The 15,745-nt window shown below is 74.4% G+C and carries 14 protein-coding genes; 3 read left to right on the top strand and 11 right to left on the bottom strand.

What is annotated here, in order from left to right; translation table 11 throughout:
* The first annotated feature begins 343 nt into the window (after positions 1–343).
* Positions 344–1,486, top strand: coding sequence for a PP2C family protein-serine/threonine phosphatase (locus ACZ4QV_RS15880; RefSeq protein WP_361155992.1), 1,143 nt, complete (start codon positions 344–346; stop codon positions 1,484–1,486).
* A 137-nt stretch (positions 1,487–1,623) separates the two neighbouring features.
* Here the strand turns inward: ACZ4QV_RS15880 and ACZ4QV_RS15875 are convergent, their stop codons facing one another.
* The 10 genes from ACZ4QV_RS15875 to fmt form a co-directional block, all read right to left on the bottom strand.
* Positions 1,624–2,670 (bottom strand): hemolysin family protein, encoded by a 1,047-nt coding sequence (locus ACZ4QV_RS15875; RefSeq protein WP_361591883.1) that lies wholly within the window; start codon positions 2,668–2,670, stop codon positions 1,624–1,626.
* Positions 2,667–4,010, bottom strand: coding sequence for a hemolysin family protein (locus tag ACZ4QV_RS15870; RefSeq protein WP_361155996.1), 1,344 nt, complete (start codon positions 4,008–4,010; stop codon positions 2,667–2,669). The genes ACZ4QV_RS15875 and ACZ4QV_RS15870 overlap by 4 nt, the downstream gene beginning before the upstream one ends.
* 126 nt (positions 4,011–4,136) lie before the next feature.
* Positions 4,137–4,523, bottom strand: a complete 387-nt coding sequence (locus ACZ4QV_RS15865) for a ribosomal maturation YjgA family protein (RefSeq protein WP_467762986.1) — start codon at positions 4,521–4,523, stop codon at positions 4,137–4,139.
* A 56-nt stretch (positions 4,524–4,579) separates the two neighbouring features.
* The gene (locus ACZ4QV_RS15860) at positions 4,580–5,029 is read right to left on the bottom strand and encodes a barstar family protein (RefSeq protein ID WP_361156002.1); all 450 of its coding nucleotides are present in this window, start codon (positions 5,027–5,029) and stop codon (positions 4,580–4,582) included.
* Complete coding sequence (locus ACZ4QV_RS15855; RefSeq protein ID WP_361156005.1) at positions 5,026–5,472, bottom strand: guanyl-specific ribonuclease; 447 nt, start codon at positions 5,470–5,472, stop codon at positions 5,026–5,028. The genes ACZ4QV_RS15860 and ACZ4QV_RS15855 overlap by 4 nt, the downstream gene beginning before the upstream one ends.
* A gap of 235 nt (positions 5,473–5,707) precedes the next feature.
* The gene (locus ACZ4QV_RS15850) at positions 5,708–6,697 is read right to left on the bottom strand and encodes a sugar-binding transcriptional regulator (protein WP_030999354.1); all 990 of its coding nucleotides are present in this window, start codon (positions 6,695–6,697) and stop codon (positions 5,708–5,710) included.
* A 241-nt stretch (positions 6,698–6,938) separates the two neighbouring features.
* A complete protein-coding gene (gene rpe / locus ACZ4QV_RS15845) occupies positions 6,939–7,622 on the bottom strand; it encodes a ribulose-phosphate 3-epimerase (protein WP_361156008.1) in 684 nt (227 codons plus the stop codon).
* Between the two features lie 241 nt (positions 7,623–7,863).
* The gene (locus ACZ4QV_RS15840; protein ID WP_361156011.1) at positions 7,864–8,313 is read right to left on the bottom strand and encodes an RICIN domain-containing protein; all 450 of its coding nucleotides are present in this window, start codon (positions 8,311–8,313) and stop codon (positions 7,864–7,866) included.
* 260 nt (positions 8,314–8,573) lie between these two features.
* The gene (locus ACZ4QV_RS15835) at positions 8,574–10,004 is read right to left on the bottom strand and encodes an RsmB/NOP family class I SAM-dependent RNA methyltransferase (RefSeq protein WP_361592019.1); all 1,431 of its coding nucleotides are present in this window, start codon (positions 10,002–10,004) and stop codon (positions 8,574–8,576) included.
* Between the two features lie 133 nt (positions 10,005–10,137).
* Complete coding sequence (fmt, locus tag ACZ4QV_RS15830) at positions 10,138–11,070, bottom strand: methionyl-tRNA formyltransferase (RefSeq protein ID WP_361592017.1); 933 nt, start codon at positions 11,068–11,070, stop codon at positions 10,138–10,140.
* A 244-nt stretch (positions 11,071–11,314) separates the two neighbouring features.
* On the opposite strand from fmt, the gene ACZ4QV_RS15825 reads away from it, so the two are divergent.
* Entirely contained in the window at positions 11,315–11,857 is a 543-nt protein-coding gene (locus ACZ4QV_RS15825; RefSeq protein ID WP_361156020.1) for a hypothetical protein, read from the top strand.
* Between the two features lie 198 nt (positions 11,858–12,055).
* On the opposite strand, the gene ACZ4QV_RS15820 is transcribed toward ACZ4QV_RS15825, so the two are convergent.
* On the bottom strand, positions 12,056–14,179 hold the full coding sequence (locus tag ACZ4QV_RS15820; protein WP_361618920.1) for a primosomal protein N': 2,124 nt from the start codon (positions 14,177–14,179) through the stop codon (positions 12,056–12,058).
* 233 nt (positions 14,180–14,412) lie between these two features.
* On the opposite strand from ACZ4QV_RS15820, the gene ACZ4QV_RS15815 reads away from it, so the two are divergent.
* Positions 14,413–15,705 carry a helix-turn-helix domain-containing protein gene (locus ACZ4QV_RS15815; protein WP_467762976.1) on the top strand — a complete coding sequence of 431 codons (1,293 nt, stop codon included), beginning with the start codon at positions 14,413–14,415 and terminating at the stop codon, positions 15,703–15,705.
* Positions 15,706–15,745: the final 40 nt, after the last annotated feature.

Here is a 15,745-nt window from a genome sequence, read left to right as displayed (position 1 = left end):
ACGCACCCCTCCCGGGACGGCGCCGGACACCGCGCGGCACTCTCTCACGGAACGCCACTTCGTGACGCACGGTAATCGAAATGGCTGGTCTTCGTCGGTGCGGACGGCCGGCCACCTGCGGTTCGAAACCGATGTGACCATATGACGGGCCGGGAGGTTCTTGCTGGCCAGCAGGTGGGTAGAACCGTGTACAGGCCGCTTCGGGTGTCCATCCGGTGCGACCGCCGGGCCACCGAGCGCCTGGGCGAACACTTCGCATATGGATACGTACAGTAACCGCGACGCGCGGTGGTGCCCGGCCGGGCCGGGCACAGCCGCATCGGCCGTGGGGGAAGGGGAGGACATGCGCGAAGTCCGACAGGGCGCCCTGCTGCTGCTCACGGCCGTGGCGGGGGCCGCCGTCGCCGCCTGCGACCTGGCACTGGGCCCCGACGTCAGCCTGGCCGGGCTGCTGCTGGTGGGCCCACTGGTGGCGGCGACGAGACTGGAAGGCGCGTGCACGGCCGTGGTCTCGTTCACCGCCCTGCTCCTGGGCGTGGCCGTCGCCGCACGCGAGCACACCTTGGGCCGCACCGACCAGTTGCTGTCCCTGACCGTGCTCGCCGCCGCCGCTGCCTACGCGACCTGGACCTCCGACCGGCAGGCCGCCCTGGACAACCAGCTCGCCGGGGTGGCGGCCGCGGCCCAGCGCGCCATCCTGCGGCCCACCTCGTTCCGGGTCAGCGGGGCCTCGGTCTGCGCCCGCTACCGTTCCGCCGCGCCCCGCGCCGTCATCGGCGGCGACCTGTACGCCTTCGCCGACACCCCCAGCGGCTTGCGGGTGCTGATCGGCGACGTGCGCGGCAAGGGTCTGGAGGCCGTACGCCTGTCCGCCGCTGCCATAGGGCACTTCCGCGACTGCGCCTACACCCGCAGCAACCTCGCCGAGGTGGCCGAGGAGGTCGACCGGCGGCTGATCGACGACCTCGGGCCGGAGGACTTCATCACCGCTGTGATCGCCGAGATATCCCCCGGCCGGCTCCGGCTCGTCAACTGCGGCCACCACCCGCCCCTGCACCTGCCCGCCGCCGGCCCACCCGTCCTGCTCACCCCGTCCGAGCCGACCACCCCCATCGGGCTGCTGCCGCTGCCGCGCGTGCAGGAGGTGGAGCTGGCCCCCGGCGACCGGCTGCTGCTCTACACCGACGGCCTCGCCGAGGCCCGCGACCCCGACGGCACGATGCTCGACCTGGCCGGTCTGCTGCCCGCCTGCTCACTGCCCGATCTCAACGACGCGATCGAGGCGGTGCTGTCGACGATGTGCCGGCACACCCACGGCGCCCAGGACGACGACGTCGCGCTCGTCCTGGTCGAGCTGGAGCCGAGCATGCCCCGGCAGCACCACGGCCGCACCCCGCCCGCCATCACCCGTACGAGTGCCGAGCCTCCTGGTGGGCCGCGGAAACCGGCCGGCCGCCCTTCGCCGTCCGCGGCGGTGTCCGACTGATCCCCGCGGTGTCCGGGCCGCTGCGCGGACGCACCGGCCCTGCCGCGATCCCCGGCCTGTCACGCCCCCGGCCCTGCCACGATTCACGGCCCGGCCACAACTCCCCTTCGTGTCATGACTCCCGGTCCGCGGTCCGGTCACGGTTCCCGGTCACCCCGCCGGCGCCGGGCCCGTTCCGGCGGGCCCACCAGCTCGTCCAGCACGTCCGTCATGGTGACGAAGCCCAGCACCACGCCCTGCGCACCGCTGACGGCGGCCAGTTGGGTGCCGGCCGTCCGCATCGCGGTCAGGGTGTCGTCCAGCGGCGTACCGCAGCCGACCCGCGGCATCGGGCGCAGCGCGTCGCGGGGGAACGGCCGGTCCCGGTCGGTGACGCCGAGGGTGTCCTTGATGTGGAGGTAGCCGAGGACGGTACCGGCCGGTCCGGTGACCGGCAGCCGGGAGAAACCGGCGCGGGCCGCGGTGCGTTCCAACTCGTCCGGGGTGACGTCCCGGTCGACGGTGACCATCTCCGCCAGCGGGACGAGCAGCTTGCCGACCGGCCGCCGCCCGAGCGCGAGCGCGTCCCGCAGCCGCTCGCCGCCGGTGTCCGAGAGCAGCCCGGCATGGCGGGACTCCTGGACGATACGGGCGAGTTCCTCGTCGGTGAACGCGGCGGCGACCTCGTTCCTGGGCTCGGTCCGGAAGAGCCGCAGCAGGGCGTTGGCGAGGGCGTTGATGCTCACGACGACGGGCCGCAGCGCGCGGGTGAGGGCCACCAGCGGCGGCCCCAGCAGCAGCGCGGCGTGCTCCGGCGCGGCCAGGGCGACGTTCTTGGGGACCATCTCGCCGACGAGCATGTGCAGATATGTGGCCAGGGACAGGGCCAGGACGAACGCGATCGGGTGGACCAGCCCGTGCGGGACGTGCAGCGCCTCGAAGGCGGGCTCGGCGAGGTGGGCGATGGCCGGTTCCGCCATCGCGCCGAGGACCAGCGAGGAGGCGGTGACGCCCAGTTGGGCGGTGGCGAGCATCTCGGAGAGGTGTTCCAGTCCCCACAGCACCCGGCCGGCCCGCCGGTCACCGGCCTTGGCGCGCGGTTCGATCTGGCTGCGCCGTACGGAGATCATCGCGAATTCGCCGCCGACGAAGAAGGCGTTGCTGAACAACGTCAGGACGGCGACGGCCAGTTGCACGGCGGTCACGGCCGCTCCCCTCCCCCGTCGGCGGCCCGGGCGCCCGACGAGGACGAGCCCGCGGGCGCCGTCACCCGTACCCGCTCCGCCCGGTGCCGACGCGCCGCCAGGACCGTCAGGCGCCAGCCGCCCGCCACCCCCACCTCGTCGCCGGGCTCCGGAATCCGGCCCAGCCGGGTGGCCAGCAGCCCCGCGAGCGTCTCGTACGGCCCGTCGGGCGCCGCCAGGCCGATCCCGGCCAGCCCGTCCAGGCGTACCCCGCCGTCCGCCTCCCAGGTGCGCGCCCCGGTCCGCAGCAGGTCGGGGCCCGCCGCCGGGTCGTGCTCGTCCCGTACGTCGCCGACGATCTCCTCGACGATGTCCTCCAGGGTGACGATCCCGGCCGTACCGCCGTACTCGTCGATCACCACGGCCATGGTGCGGACCGTGCGCAGCCGGTCCAGCAGCCGGTCGACGGGCAGCGACTCCGGTACGAGCACGGGCTCGGTGGCCAGCTCCGCGACGGGGGTGGCGGCCCGCCGCTCCGGGGTGAGGGCGAGGACGTCGCGGATGTGCACGGTGCCGGCGACCTCGTCCAGGCCGCCGCGGTACACGGGGAACCGGGACAGTCCGGTGGCCAGGGTCAGCGTGGCCGCGTCGGCCGCCGTGGCGTGGGCCTCCAGAGCCCGTACCTCCACCCGCGGCGTCATGACGCTCTGCGCGGTCAGCTCGCTCAGGTGCAGGGTGCGGACGAACAGCTCGGCCGAGTCGGCCGGCAGCGCGCCCTCCTGCGCCGAGTAGCGGGCCAGGGAGACCAGTTCGGCCGGGCCGCGGGAGGACTCCAGCTCCTCGGTGGGTTCCAGTCCGAAGCGGCGTACGAGCCGGTTGGCGGACTGGTTCAGATGGCGGATGAACGGGGCGAACAGCGCGCTGAAGGCACGCAGCGGCCCGGCCACGATCCGGGCCACGACCAGCGGCCGGGAGATCGCCCAGTTCTTGGGCACCAGTTCGCCGGCCACCATCAGCACCACCGTGGACACACCGACACCGAGCGCGGACGCGACGCCCGGGGCCACCGTGCCGGGCAGCCCGGCCGCCGTGAGCGGGCCGCGCAGCAGCGCCGCCAGGGACGGTTCCGCGAGCATGCCGATGACCAGGGAGGTCACGGTGATGCCCAACTGGGCGCCGGACAGTTGGAACGCGAGCGCGCGGACGGCGCCCAGCACCCCTTCCGCGCCCCGCTCCCCCTCCTCGACCGCGCGCTCCACCGCGCTGCGCTCGACCGTCGTCAGCGAGAACTCCGCCGCGACGAACACGGCACAGGCCAGCGTGAGCGCCAACGCCGCCAGTAGGAGCAGCACCTCGGCCACCGCGTCACCTCCCGCCGCACCTCGGTGCCCGGCGGTGGGCGGGTGAAACCTCGCGGGTGCGGGCGCGGGCACGGGAGGCGGCTCGGGAGCGGGCGAGTTTCGTGGTGGCGGGCCGCGGCTTCCGGCTCAGTACGTCCCGGTACGGCGCCGGGCCCGCAGCCACCCGTGCACCGCCCACGCGGCCGCCGCGCCCACCGCGTACCAGAGCAGGTCCGGCGCGTTGAAGGTCGAGCCGAGCACCAGGCGGGCCACCACGCTGCGCCGGGAAAGCTCCGCCGGTACGTCGCTGAGCTGCGCGAACTCCACCGCCCAGCTGAAGGCCAGCGCCACCGCGGCCGCGACTGGCGGCCGGATGCGCGGCACCGCCAGCACCACCACCGCCTGGACCAGCACGGTGTACAGCGCGTCGCCCGCGTACTTGGCCACCTCGGGCCCCAGCCCCACCCGGGCCGCGCCGGCCCGGACGCCGAGCCCGGCGGCGACTGTCAGCAGCGCCGCCACACCCGCCACCAGCCGCGTCCTCGTCCCACTGCCGAGCCCCGCGCCGCGCCGGCCCCCGCCCCCGTACGTCACGCCGTCCGCGCCCCCGGCTCCCGGCCCCGCGCCATCACGACGACCAGCCCGGTGTCCGTGTCGCGCCAGAAGCCCACCGCGTCCGCGATGACCTCCTCCGCGACGCTCCAGTCGTCGGGCGCGGCGGACGCGTACTGCTGCCAGCCGCACACCACCAGCACCCGGCCACGGTCGGCAGGGCACCACGACAGGTCGGTGAGGCAGTCCGCGAGCGCGTCCCAGTTGCGGCCGAACCAGTCCGGCAGCCGCAGGGCCCGCGCGCAGCGGTCCATGAACTCCGCCTTGCCGGAGACGCCTTCGAGGTCGAGCAGCGCACCGTGCCAGCCGGCCGCGCGCGCGGCGTCCAGCGCTTCCTGCGCGGGCCGGTCGTGCGGCCAGGGCACGACCCCGGGGGGTGTACTGCCGTCGAGCACCGCCGCGAGCGGCCGGGGCACGGGAGCCGTCATCGGAGCACCGCCTTGAAGGTCCGGTAGTGGTCGTCGGTGTAGTACGTCTCGTGGCGGTCGCCGGTGACGATCCGCCGCGCGCCGCGGTCCTTCGACCCCGGGGTGCGGACCGTGTACTCGTGGTAGTAGCCGCGCTTCTGCTTGGGCAGCCGCCGCTCGTGGTTGCCGAAGACGGTGCCGTCCTTGGGGTACGGGAACGGGCCGCGCGCGTCGATCAGCCGCAGCGTGTCGCGGGCCTGCTCGGGCAGCTTCGCGGCCGGTACGGTCGCCATGCCCTCGGCCCAGTCCGGCGCGGCGGCGCTCGCCGAGGGCGCCCCGTGCGTGGACTTCGCGCTCCCCTGTCCGCCGCCGCCTCCGGAGCAGCCGGACACCAACAGCAGCAGGCAGGCCAGCAGCGCAGCGAGTACGCCGGCGGCCGCGCGGGGAGCGGAGCGGATCACCATGCGCCGATGCTGTCACAGCCCGGCACGGGGTGCGCGCCCGCACCCCGTACAAGATCACTTAGCTGACCGGTACCGGGCGGACGGCGGCTGACGTGCGATCGGTCGGCGGCCGGTACGGGAACGGGCCGCCCGCCCGACCGGGGCTCAGGCCCGCCCGGGGTGCGCCCGCTCAGGCGCGCCCGCCCCGGGACTCAGGCCCGTCCGCCCCGGGACTCAGGCCCGTCCGCCCCGGGACTCAGGCCCCGTCCGGGTCCGCCCGCTCCAGCGCCGGACGCGGGCCGGGTCCGGTCTCCAGCAGCAGGTGATCGGCGGCGGCCGTGTCCGTGACCAGACTGGTCACCAGCCCGGACCGCAGCACCGCGCCGATCGCCGCCGCCTTCTGCCGGCCGCCCGCGATGGCCACGACCTCGGGGATGCGCCGCAGCCGGTCCGCCTCGACCGTGATGCACCGCTCGCCCAGGTCCCGCCCGATGCGGCGGCCGTCGGCGTCGAAGAGGTGCGCGGACATCTCGGCGGCGGCGCCCAGCGAGGCGTAGTGCTCCCGCTCCTGCTCCGAGAGCATGTCGTAGACGGTGGAGATGCCCGGCGCCCAGGAGCCGATGGAGACACAGGCGACGGTGACCTTGTCGAAGTACTCGAACGCGCGGGCGATGCCGGTCTGGCCGCGCAGCGCGGCGGCCGTCGCCGAGTCGGGCAGCAGCATCGGCGCGTAGATCGGGTGCGCCTCGCCGCCGGAGACGTCGGCCGCCCGGCGTACCGCCTCGACCGAGCCGCGGTCCGCGGTGCCCGCGTCGTACACGCCGGTCAGCTGGACGACCGTGCACGGTGGGAGGCGGTGCAGCGCGGCCGCCATGTGGATGGTGGACCGGCCCCAGGCCAGGCCCAGCACATCGCCCTCGGTGACCAGTTCGCCGAGCAGGTCGGCCGCGACCTCGCCGAGGTTCTCCGGGTCGGGGGCGTCGTCGGTGGCGTCGGCGGGCGACTCCACCACGACCGCGTGCCGCAGGCCGTAACGGGCCCGCAGCGCGTCCGAACGCTCGGCGTCCAGCTCCGCGGGAACCCGGATCTCGATCCGTACGAGGTCACGCTCCAGCGCCGTCTCCAGCACCCGGGCGACCTTGAAGCGGCTGACGCCGAACTCCTCGGCGATCTGGATCTTGGACTTGCCCTCCAGATAGAAGCGGCGGGCCATGGCCGCGGCCTGCACCAGCTCGGCGGGGCCCATTGCGGACTGCGGGCGGCTGGCAACCACGAGATTCTCCCCTTGTGCGCACCTGATCGAGTCTTTGCTCATCCTTGCAGAAACCCGAGGTGGTCGGGGACCATCACCGCCCCGGCCGTCGTGAACACCCGGTAGCGGCAACACCAAGAAACACCGGCGTACGGGGATCGGTGCGCGCTCCCCGCACACCACGTGCGGCGCCGGCGCCCGCGGCGATCACGCGGGCGCCCCTGTGACGGTGGCGTCAGTGGGCGCAGCCCCAGCCGGCCGCGGCCGTCGCGGACTCGGCCTGCGCGCGCAGTTCGCGCACCGCCTTCGCCGGGTCGTCCGCGCCGTAGACCGCCGAACCGGCCACGAACACGTCCGCGCCGGCCTCCGCACACCGCTCGATCGTGGACGCCGACACCCCGCCGTCCACCTGGAGCCACATCTCCAGACCGTGCCGGGAGATCAGCTCCCGGGTCCGGCGGATCTTCGGCAGCATGATGTCCAGGAACGCCTGACCGCCGAAGCCGGGCTCCACGGTCATGATCAGCAGCATGTCCAGCTCGGGGAGCAGGTCCTCGTACGGCTCGATCGGCGTGGCCGGCTTGAGCGCCATCGAGGCCCGCGCGCCCTTGGCCCGGATCTCCCGCGCCAGGCGTACGGGCGCGGCCGCCGCCTCCGCGTGGAAGGTGACCGAACCGGCGCCCGCCTCGATGTACTGCGGCGCCCAGCGGTCCGGGTCCTCGATCATCAGGTGCAGGTCGAGCGGGGTGTCCGTCGCCTTGCTCAGCGCCTCGACGACCGGAGCGCCCAGCGTCAGGTTCGGCACGAAGTGGTTGTCCATCACATCGACATGCAGCCAGTCGGCGCCCTCGACGGCCTTCGCCTCCTCGGCGAGCCGGGCGAAGTCTGCGGACAGGATGCTGGGGTTGATCAAGGCCATACCCCCAGTATGTCCTGCCCGGCCCCGGGCGCCGAAGTGGGTGGGGCGGGCCGCGGGCCGCAGGCGGTGCCAGGGGCCGCCGGGGCGCACGGGAACGAGCCCGTAGCCCCCGCGGGAGGGAGACAGCAAGCCGCCGGCCCTCCGCCCGCCTTGAGGCGGACGGAGGGCCGGCGGCCGATGATCTCGATGATGCGTCACCGTGCGGGGACCGGTCATGTCCCCCGCCGGGCGCCTTCGGGGGTCAGCTCCAGCGCTGGTGCTTGATGCCGCCGTCGAAGCCCGCGTAGACGGGCGAGCCGGCGCTGGTCTTGGAACCGAGGGTCAGCTTGGTGGCCTTGTTCTGCAGCCGCCAGCCCATGGAGTCCTTGATCTCGCGCCACTTCTGGTTCGCGCCGCCGTTGCAGACATTGGTGTAGACGGTGCCGTCCTTCTTGCTGTCGAGGCAGAAGTCGTGGTCCGCGGACTTCAGGACGAAGGTTCCGTCGGACTGCTTGGTCTCCTTCCACTTCGCGGCGGCCCCGCAGCTCCCCACGCCGACCCAGAAGCCATTGGCCACCAGGCACTTGCCGTTGCCCTTGTTCTTCCAGGTGACCGTCTTGCTGGCGGCGAACGCCTGCCCCGAGGCGCTGAACATCAGGGCCGGTGCGAGAACCGCGGTGGCCGCGACCGTGCCTATCAGGCGCTTCATCATCGTGTTTTCCCCGTTCTAGGGTCGAAATTGACGACCCCGGCAGCAGTGACTGCCCATCTGGCAGACAGGTGGCGACCGGTACTCGGCCTCCGTCGGCACATGCGTCGACAAGGTCGGTGCCGACGCCTGGTCCGTACGCGTCGTGGCGTGCCTGCCCGACACCTCTGCGGCCGTGATCCCCGTTGTCATCGGCACCTTATCCCTGCATGATCATGCCAGGCAAAGCGCCCTTCGCAGGGCACCGGTACGCACCCCGGACATCACGCCGTCCGCCGCAGCAGCGCCAGGTACATCGCGTCCGTACCGTGCAGGTGCGGCCACAGCTGCACGTCCGGACCGTCGCCCAGCGCGGGCACGCCCGGGATCAGCGGGCGGGCGTCGATCCACTCCGCCGTCACGTCCGCTCCGGCCCGCCCCTTGAGGACGTCCTCCACCACGGCGCGCGTCTCGGCCGGGTGCGGTGAGCAGGTCGCGTAGCCGACGACGCCGCCGACCCGCACCGACACCAGCGCCTGGCGCAGCAGCTCCCGCTGGAGCGGCGCGAAGCCGGCCAGGTCCTCCGGGCGGCGGCGCCAGCGCGCTTCGGGGCGGCGGCGCAGCGCGCCGAGACCGGTGCACGGGACGTCCATCAGGACACGGTCGAAGGAGCCGGGCCGCCACGGCGGGCGGGTGCCGTCGGCCGCGATGACCTCGTACGGACCGGGGTTGCCGGCCAGCGACCGTGCCACCAGGCGCGCGCGGTGCGGCTGCTTCTCGGAAGCGAGCAGCCGCGCACCGCGCTGCGCGGCGAGCGCGCCCAGGAGGGCCGCCTTGCCGCCCGGTCCGGCGCAGCCGTCCAGCCAGACGCGGTCGGTGCCTTCGACGGGCGCGTTGGCCAGCGCCGCCGCGACGAGCTGGCTGCCCTCGTCCTGCACACCGGCCCGGCCCTCGCGCACCGCGTCCAGGGCGCCGGGCTCGCCGCCCTCGGCGAGCCGTACCGCGTACGGGGACCAGCGCCCCGGCAGGGCGCTCTCCTCCCCCACGGCCTCGATGAGTTCCTCGGTGGTGGACCGTCCCGGCCGGGCCACCAGTGTGACCTCGGGCCGCTCGTTGTCGGCCTCCAGCAGGTCCTCCATACCGGCGCGGCCGCCGCCGAGCGCGTCCCAGAGCGCCGAGACCACCCAGCGCGGGTGCGCGTGAACGATCCCCAGGTACTCCTCGGGGTCGTCGTCGTACTCGGGCGCGACGCGCTCCAGCCAGCCGTCCAGATCGTTCGCGGCGATCTTGCGCAGCACCGCGTTGACGAACTTGGCCCGCCCGTCCCCCAGCACCACACGTGCCAGTTCGACGGTCGCGCTCACCGCGGCGTGCGTCGGGATGCGCGTACCGAGCAGTTGGTGCGCGCCGAGCGACAGGACGTCCAGGACCGGCGGGTCCACCTCCCGCAGCGGCCGGTCCACGCAGCGCGCGATGATCGCGTCGTAGGTGCCCTGCCGCCGCAGCGTGCCGTACACCAGCTCGGTCGCCAGCGCCGCGTCCCGCCCGTCGAAGTCCTCGTTCTCCCGCGCCTTGCGCAGCATCGGCGGCAGCACCAGGTTGGCGTACGCGTCCCGCTCGTCGACGGCCCGCAGCGCCTCGAAGGCGAGTATCCGGACCGGGTCCTTCTTGGGCCGGCGGTAGGGCTTGCTGGGATGACGCGACTGACCACTCACGAGAAATGTGCTCCGCTGATACGAGACGAGGTTCGCCCCCAGCCTACGTGGCGCGCCGGGGCGCGCCACGGGGCGGTGCCGGTCGGAGCCGCCGCCTCCGCCCCGGCTCGTTCGCCCGCTTCACTCCCCCGTCTCACTCCCCCAGCCGCTCGCCCTCACCGATCCGCACCCCGCGCGCCCAGTCCGCGCCGCGCATCGGCTTCTTGCCCTGCGGCTGTACCCACAGCAGTTCCACCGCGTGACTGCCCGTGCCGGCGTACACCGCCTTCTTGGTGACGGCGAGTTCGCCGGGGGCCAGGTCCGTGCGGTCGGGCACCGGTCCGACCGTCATCAGCTTCAGCCGCTCCCCCCGGAAGACGGTCCACGCGCCGGGCGCGGGCGCGCACCCGCGCACGACCCGGTCCACGCGCAGCGCGGGCGCCGTCCAGTCCACCTTCGCGTCCTCGACCTCAAGTTTCGGCGCGAGGGTGATGCCGTCGGCCGGCTGCGGCACCGGGGTGAGCGTGCCGTCCTCGATGCCGTCCATGGTGGCGGCGAGCAGTCCGGCTCCGGCGAGGGCCAGCCGGGTCAGCAGGTCGCCGCTGGTGTCGGTGGCCCGTACCTCCTCCGTCACCACCCCGAACACCGGCCCGGAGTCCAGTCCTTCCTCGATGAGGAAGGTGGAGGCGCCGGTCACCTCGTCGCCCGCCAGGACCGCGTGCTGCACCGGAGCGGCTCCGCGCCACGCGGGGAGCAGCGAGAAGTGCAGGTTGACCCAGCCGTGCGCGGGAACGTCCAGGGCCACCTTGGGGAGCAGCGCCCCGTAGGCCACCACCGGGCAGCAGTCCGGCGCGATCTCCCGCAGCCTGGCGAGGAAGTCCTCGTCGCGCGGCTTGGCGGGCTTGAGCACCTCGATACCGGCCTCCTCCGCGCGCTCGGCGACCGGGCTGGCGACCAGGCGCCGGCCGCGGCCGGCGGGGGCGTCGGGCCGGGTGACGACGGCGACGACCTCGTGCCGGTCCGAGGCGATCAGGGCGTCCAGGGCGGGTACGGCGACCTCGGGGGTGCCGGCGAAGACGAGCCTCATGGGTGGCGTACTACCTCTCACACGCTGCGGAACGGCGCACCAGTCTATGGGCCACACCTTCGGGGGGCGTGCGAACAGGCGCGCGCCCCTCATTGGAACCCGTACGCCCCCATACCGTGACCGAAGCCGCGTCTGTTGCGTTGGTCAAGCAGCATTGACCGACCGGGCCGCCCTCGCGGCCCGCTCGTTTTCACCATTTGTCACGTTCCTCTGCACATTCAACGCCGGTTCGAGAGGCTTGTTCATGGCCGACCACGCAACCCACGACGCCCAGGCACGCGCCAGCCTGCACCTTCTGGTACGGGACATCGAGCGGGTCCGCCGGCAGGTGGACGCCCTGCGCACCCTGACAGCTCAGCTCGGCAACGTCTACCGGCCGCGGCGCACCGGCCCGTCCGCCGGCTTCGTCGTCTACGGGCGCGCCCCCGCCCCGACCGTACGTCTCGCCCAGGAACTGCGCGACAGCGTCGAGACCCTCGTCACGGCGGCGGTGGACTTCGACCGTTCGCTGGGCTTCTCCTGGGATGCGGTGGGTTCCGCACTGGGCGTCACCAAACAGGCCGTGCACCGCCGTTACGGCGCCCGCCGCTCCACTTCCCAGCCCGGCCCGGAGAACGGCGAGGCGGTCCGTACGCCCGAGCCGTCCGCCGCCCGCAGCCTGGCCGTCTCCCCCGGTCTGCCGAGCGCCCCGGCGGTCCCCGCCACCCGCACACTGCCGGGGCAGTCCTCCGTTCCCGCACGGGAGGAAGCGCGCCCCGGCGTCTTCCCCGGCCCCCGCAACGGCTGACCACGCCCACCGCCCCGGTCCGCCCCCGGGGCGGCCTCCTTGTCCCCACCCCAGCCGCGTCCGCACCACCGGCCCCACGTGAACGCCGTACGACAGCCCCACGTGAACCGCCGTCCGGCAGCACCGCGGAAACGCCGTCCGGCAGCCCCAGGGGCACCCCGCCCGGCAGCCCGGCAGCCCGGCGAAGACCCTGCCCGGCTACCCGAGATCGGGCGGATCGACCCGCACCCGCACCGCCTCCCCCTCCCGTTTGACCAGCCGCGCCGCCTGCGCCGTCTTCAACGCCGCCGCCAGCGCGGCACCCTGGCCGGGGCGTACCCGTACCAGCGCCCGTTCCCATTCCTCCCCGGGCGGCGGGTCCCCCGGCCGGCGCGGCCGCCCCGCGTCGGGAGCCGGCACCGGTACGGGGCCCAGCACCTCGGCGCCCTCCGGCAGCCCGGCCGCCGCGAGCATCTCCGCCACGTCCTCGGGACGGCCCGTCACCGACGCCATCCGGGACACCGGCGGGAAACCCAGCTCGGCCCGCTCCGCCAGCTCACGCACCGCGTGCCCGGCCGGGTCCCAGCGCACCAGCGCCTGTACGGGGCGCAGCGTCGCCTCCGCGATGACCGCGACCGTGCCGCCCTCGGCATGGCCCCGGACCAGCGCCGCGGCCTGGAGCCAGCGCCGCAGCGCCTCCTCGCCCGCCCGCAGGTCGGGGCGGCTCAGCAGCGCCCATCCGTCCAGCAGCAGCGCGGCGGCGTAACCGCCCTCGGCGACCGGCTCCGCCCCCGGCGTGCTCACCACCAGGGACGGAACGCCGGGCACCGTGTCCAGCACATGGTCGCGCCCCGACGTACGCACCGGAACGGCCGGAAACGCACGCCCCAGCTCCTCCGCCGTCCGCCGCGCCCCCACGATCTGGGCCCGCAGCCGTACGCCTCCGCACTCCCCGCAGCGCCAGTCGCCCTCCTCTCGCCCGCACCAGCCGCACCGCAGCTCGCCCGCGTCGCGCGCCTCCAGCGGCCCCGCGCAGGCCCGGCAGCGCGCGGGCTCCCGGCAGCGCTCGCACGCCAGACGCGGCACGTAGCCCCGTCGCGGCACCTGCACCAGCACCGGCCCATGCTTCAGCCCCTCGCGCACCACCTGCCACGCCAGCGTCGGCAGTCGCGCGGCCCGCGCCGCCGCGTCACGCGCCTCGTCGGCGTCGCCGACCGTACGGACCAGCGGCGCCGCGGCCCGCACCTGCTCACGCTCGGCCGTCAGCGGCCGTGCCCAGCCCGTCTCCACCAGCTGAGCCGCCTCGACCGTGCAGCTCAGCCCGCCCAGCAGGAACCCCGCCCGCTCCGTCACCGACCGCTGCAGCAGCACTTCCCGCGCATGCGGCTGCGGCGCATGCGGATCACTGTGACTGCCGTCCCCGTCGTCCCAGATGGCCACCAGTCCCAGGTCCCGCACCGGCGCGAACATCGCCGCCCGCGTCCCGACCACCGCCCGCACCGCGCCCCGGCTGACCGCCAGCCAGCGGCGGTACCGCTCCTCGGGCCCGGCATCGGCACTCAGCACCACATGCCGTCCCTCCCCGATCAGCTCCCCCAGCGCCGCGTCCACCCGCGCCGCGGCCCGCCCGTCCGGCAGCACGGCCAGGGCCCCACGCCCCGACGCCAGCGCCGCGGCCATCGCCCGCGCCAGCTCCTGCGGCCAGTGCGGCCCCGGCAACGCCGTCCACACGGCACGCGGCGTGTCCCCCCGCCCCAGCGCCGCCAAGAACCCAGGACCCGCCGGGTACCGCCCCCAACTCCCCGTGTCCGGCATCGCGTTGGGCGGCATCGGCGGCCCGCTCGCCTGCCCCTCCACCTTCGCCCGCCGCGGCGGCACCGCCAGTTGCACCACGTCCGCGAGCGTCCCCGCATACCGGTCGGCGACGGCCCGGCACAGCCCCAGCAACTCCGGCGTCAGCACCCGCTCGGGCGACAGCACCTGCGCGATCGGCGCGAGCACCCCCCGGAACTCGCTCTCCGCCACCCGCTCCACCACGAACCCGCTGACCAGCTTCCCCCCTTCCCGCCGGCCCCCCTTCTCCCCGGCCCCGAACCGCACCCGCACCCGCACCCCGGGCTGCGCCTCCGCGTCCATCGCCGCCGGCACCGCATAGTCGAAATACCGGTCGAGATGCACCAGCCCCTTGTCCACCAGCACCCGCGCCACCGGCAACCGCTCCGCCAGCTCGGCCCCCCGCCACGTCCGCGGCTTCGCCCGCGCCGCCTTCGTCCCCCGCACCGCCTCCCGAATCAACGCAAGCTGCTCCGGCTCCACACCCGGCCCGTCGTCTTCCCTGCTCACAGCATCAGTCTTAGCAGACGGGACCGACAGCGGCGGTGGGGCCGGGGAGCGGGCCGGGGGCTCGACAGGTGTCGGCCGTTCCGGTTCGCTGCCCCTCCGGGCGACGCCCGGAACAGGAAGAGGAAACGGGAAACCGTCCGGCTGCCTTGTCGGCACCGGCTCGACGACAGCAGGCTGACGTCCGGAGTCGGGACCGCCCGAGCGGCCGCACGGTCGACATGACGGAGGTTCACGTGTCGGAGCAGCCGATCTCGTTCGGAATCGAACTCCGGAGGCGCCGCACGGCCACGGGGTGGTCCCTCACCCGGCTGGCCATGGCGGTGCACTACAGCAAGGGCCATCTGAGCAAGGTCGAGACGGGTCTCAAACGCCCGACGTCCGAGCTCGCCCGGCTCTGCGACGCCGCTCTGTGCGCCGACGGCGCGTTGGCGGCGCTGGTGCCGCCGACGGAAACGACGGAGGCGGCACCGATTCCCGAGTCCCGGCCCGACGAAGAGGTGTGGATCATGCAGTGGGACGCAGACGGCTCGGTCCGCTTCGCCGCCGTGGACCGCCGCCGTGCCTTGGCACTGGGCGCCTCCTGTCTGCTCGCCGTGGCCGCGGGCGAGGAGCCGGCCGCGGCTTCCCCGGCGGACGCCGGGCTGCTCCAGGCATCGCGGGCGATGTTCGACCAGTACCGCAGGCTGGGCCAGAGCGCGGAACCCGGTGCCCTGGTGCCGCCCCTGGTGGCCCAGGCCCAGGCCTTACGCGACCTCGCCACCCGCTCGGCAGGCGGAACCCGGCGCGGACTTCTCGTCCTGGCCTCCCGATACGCGGAATTCGCGGGGTGGATGGCCCAGGAGTCCGGCAACGACCGCGCCGCGTCGTGGCTGACCCGGCTCGCGGTCGACCTCGCTGAAGCCGGCGGCGACCGTCATCTGGCGACCTACGCGCTGGCCCGGCAGGCGTTGATCTCCTTCTACGCCGGCGACGCCGCCGCGACCATCGCCCTGTCCGGCCGGGCGGCGGACACCCAGGACGCGCCACCGCGCATCAGAGGTCTGGCCGCCCAGCAGGAAGCTCAAGGGCATGCGCTCGCGGGAGACCACCGGGCGTGTATGCGCCGGCTGGAGACCGCACGCGCCTTGCTGAGCGCCGACACCGAAGACCCCACCCTCCCGGTCATCGGGAGCAGCAACCTGACGGACCCCGTCTCCATGGCGACCGGGTGGTGCCTGTACGACCTCGGCCGTCCGCACCAGGCAGCCGACGTCCTCGACGCCGAGACCGCCCGGTTGCCCGGCCATTCCGTACGGAATCAGGTCCGCTACGGGATGCGCCGCGCACTCAGCCACGCCGCGGCCGGCCACATCGAGCACGCCTGTTCCGTGGCGGCACCCCTGCTCGGCCCCGTGTCCCAGGTCGATTCGGCAACGGTACGGGCCGACGTACGACGGCTGGCCCGCCTGCTGACCCGGCACGGCTCGAATGCCGCGGTGCGGGAGATCACCCCGCAGCTCACTTCGGTCCTGCGCCCCACCGCCTGATTTTCTTCCGGCCGGCGTCGGGAAACCGCCCGCGCCGGTC

Source organism: Streptomyces sp. NPDC026394 (assembly GCF_055567735.1).
Note: the sequence above shows the minus strand (reverse complement) of the source record. Positions and strands in the feature narration are given on the sequence as shown.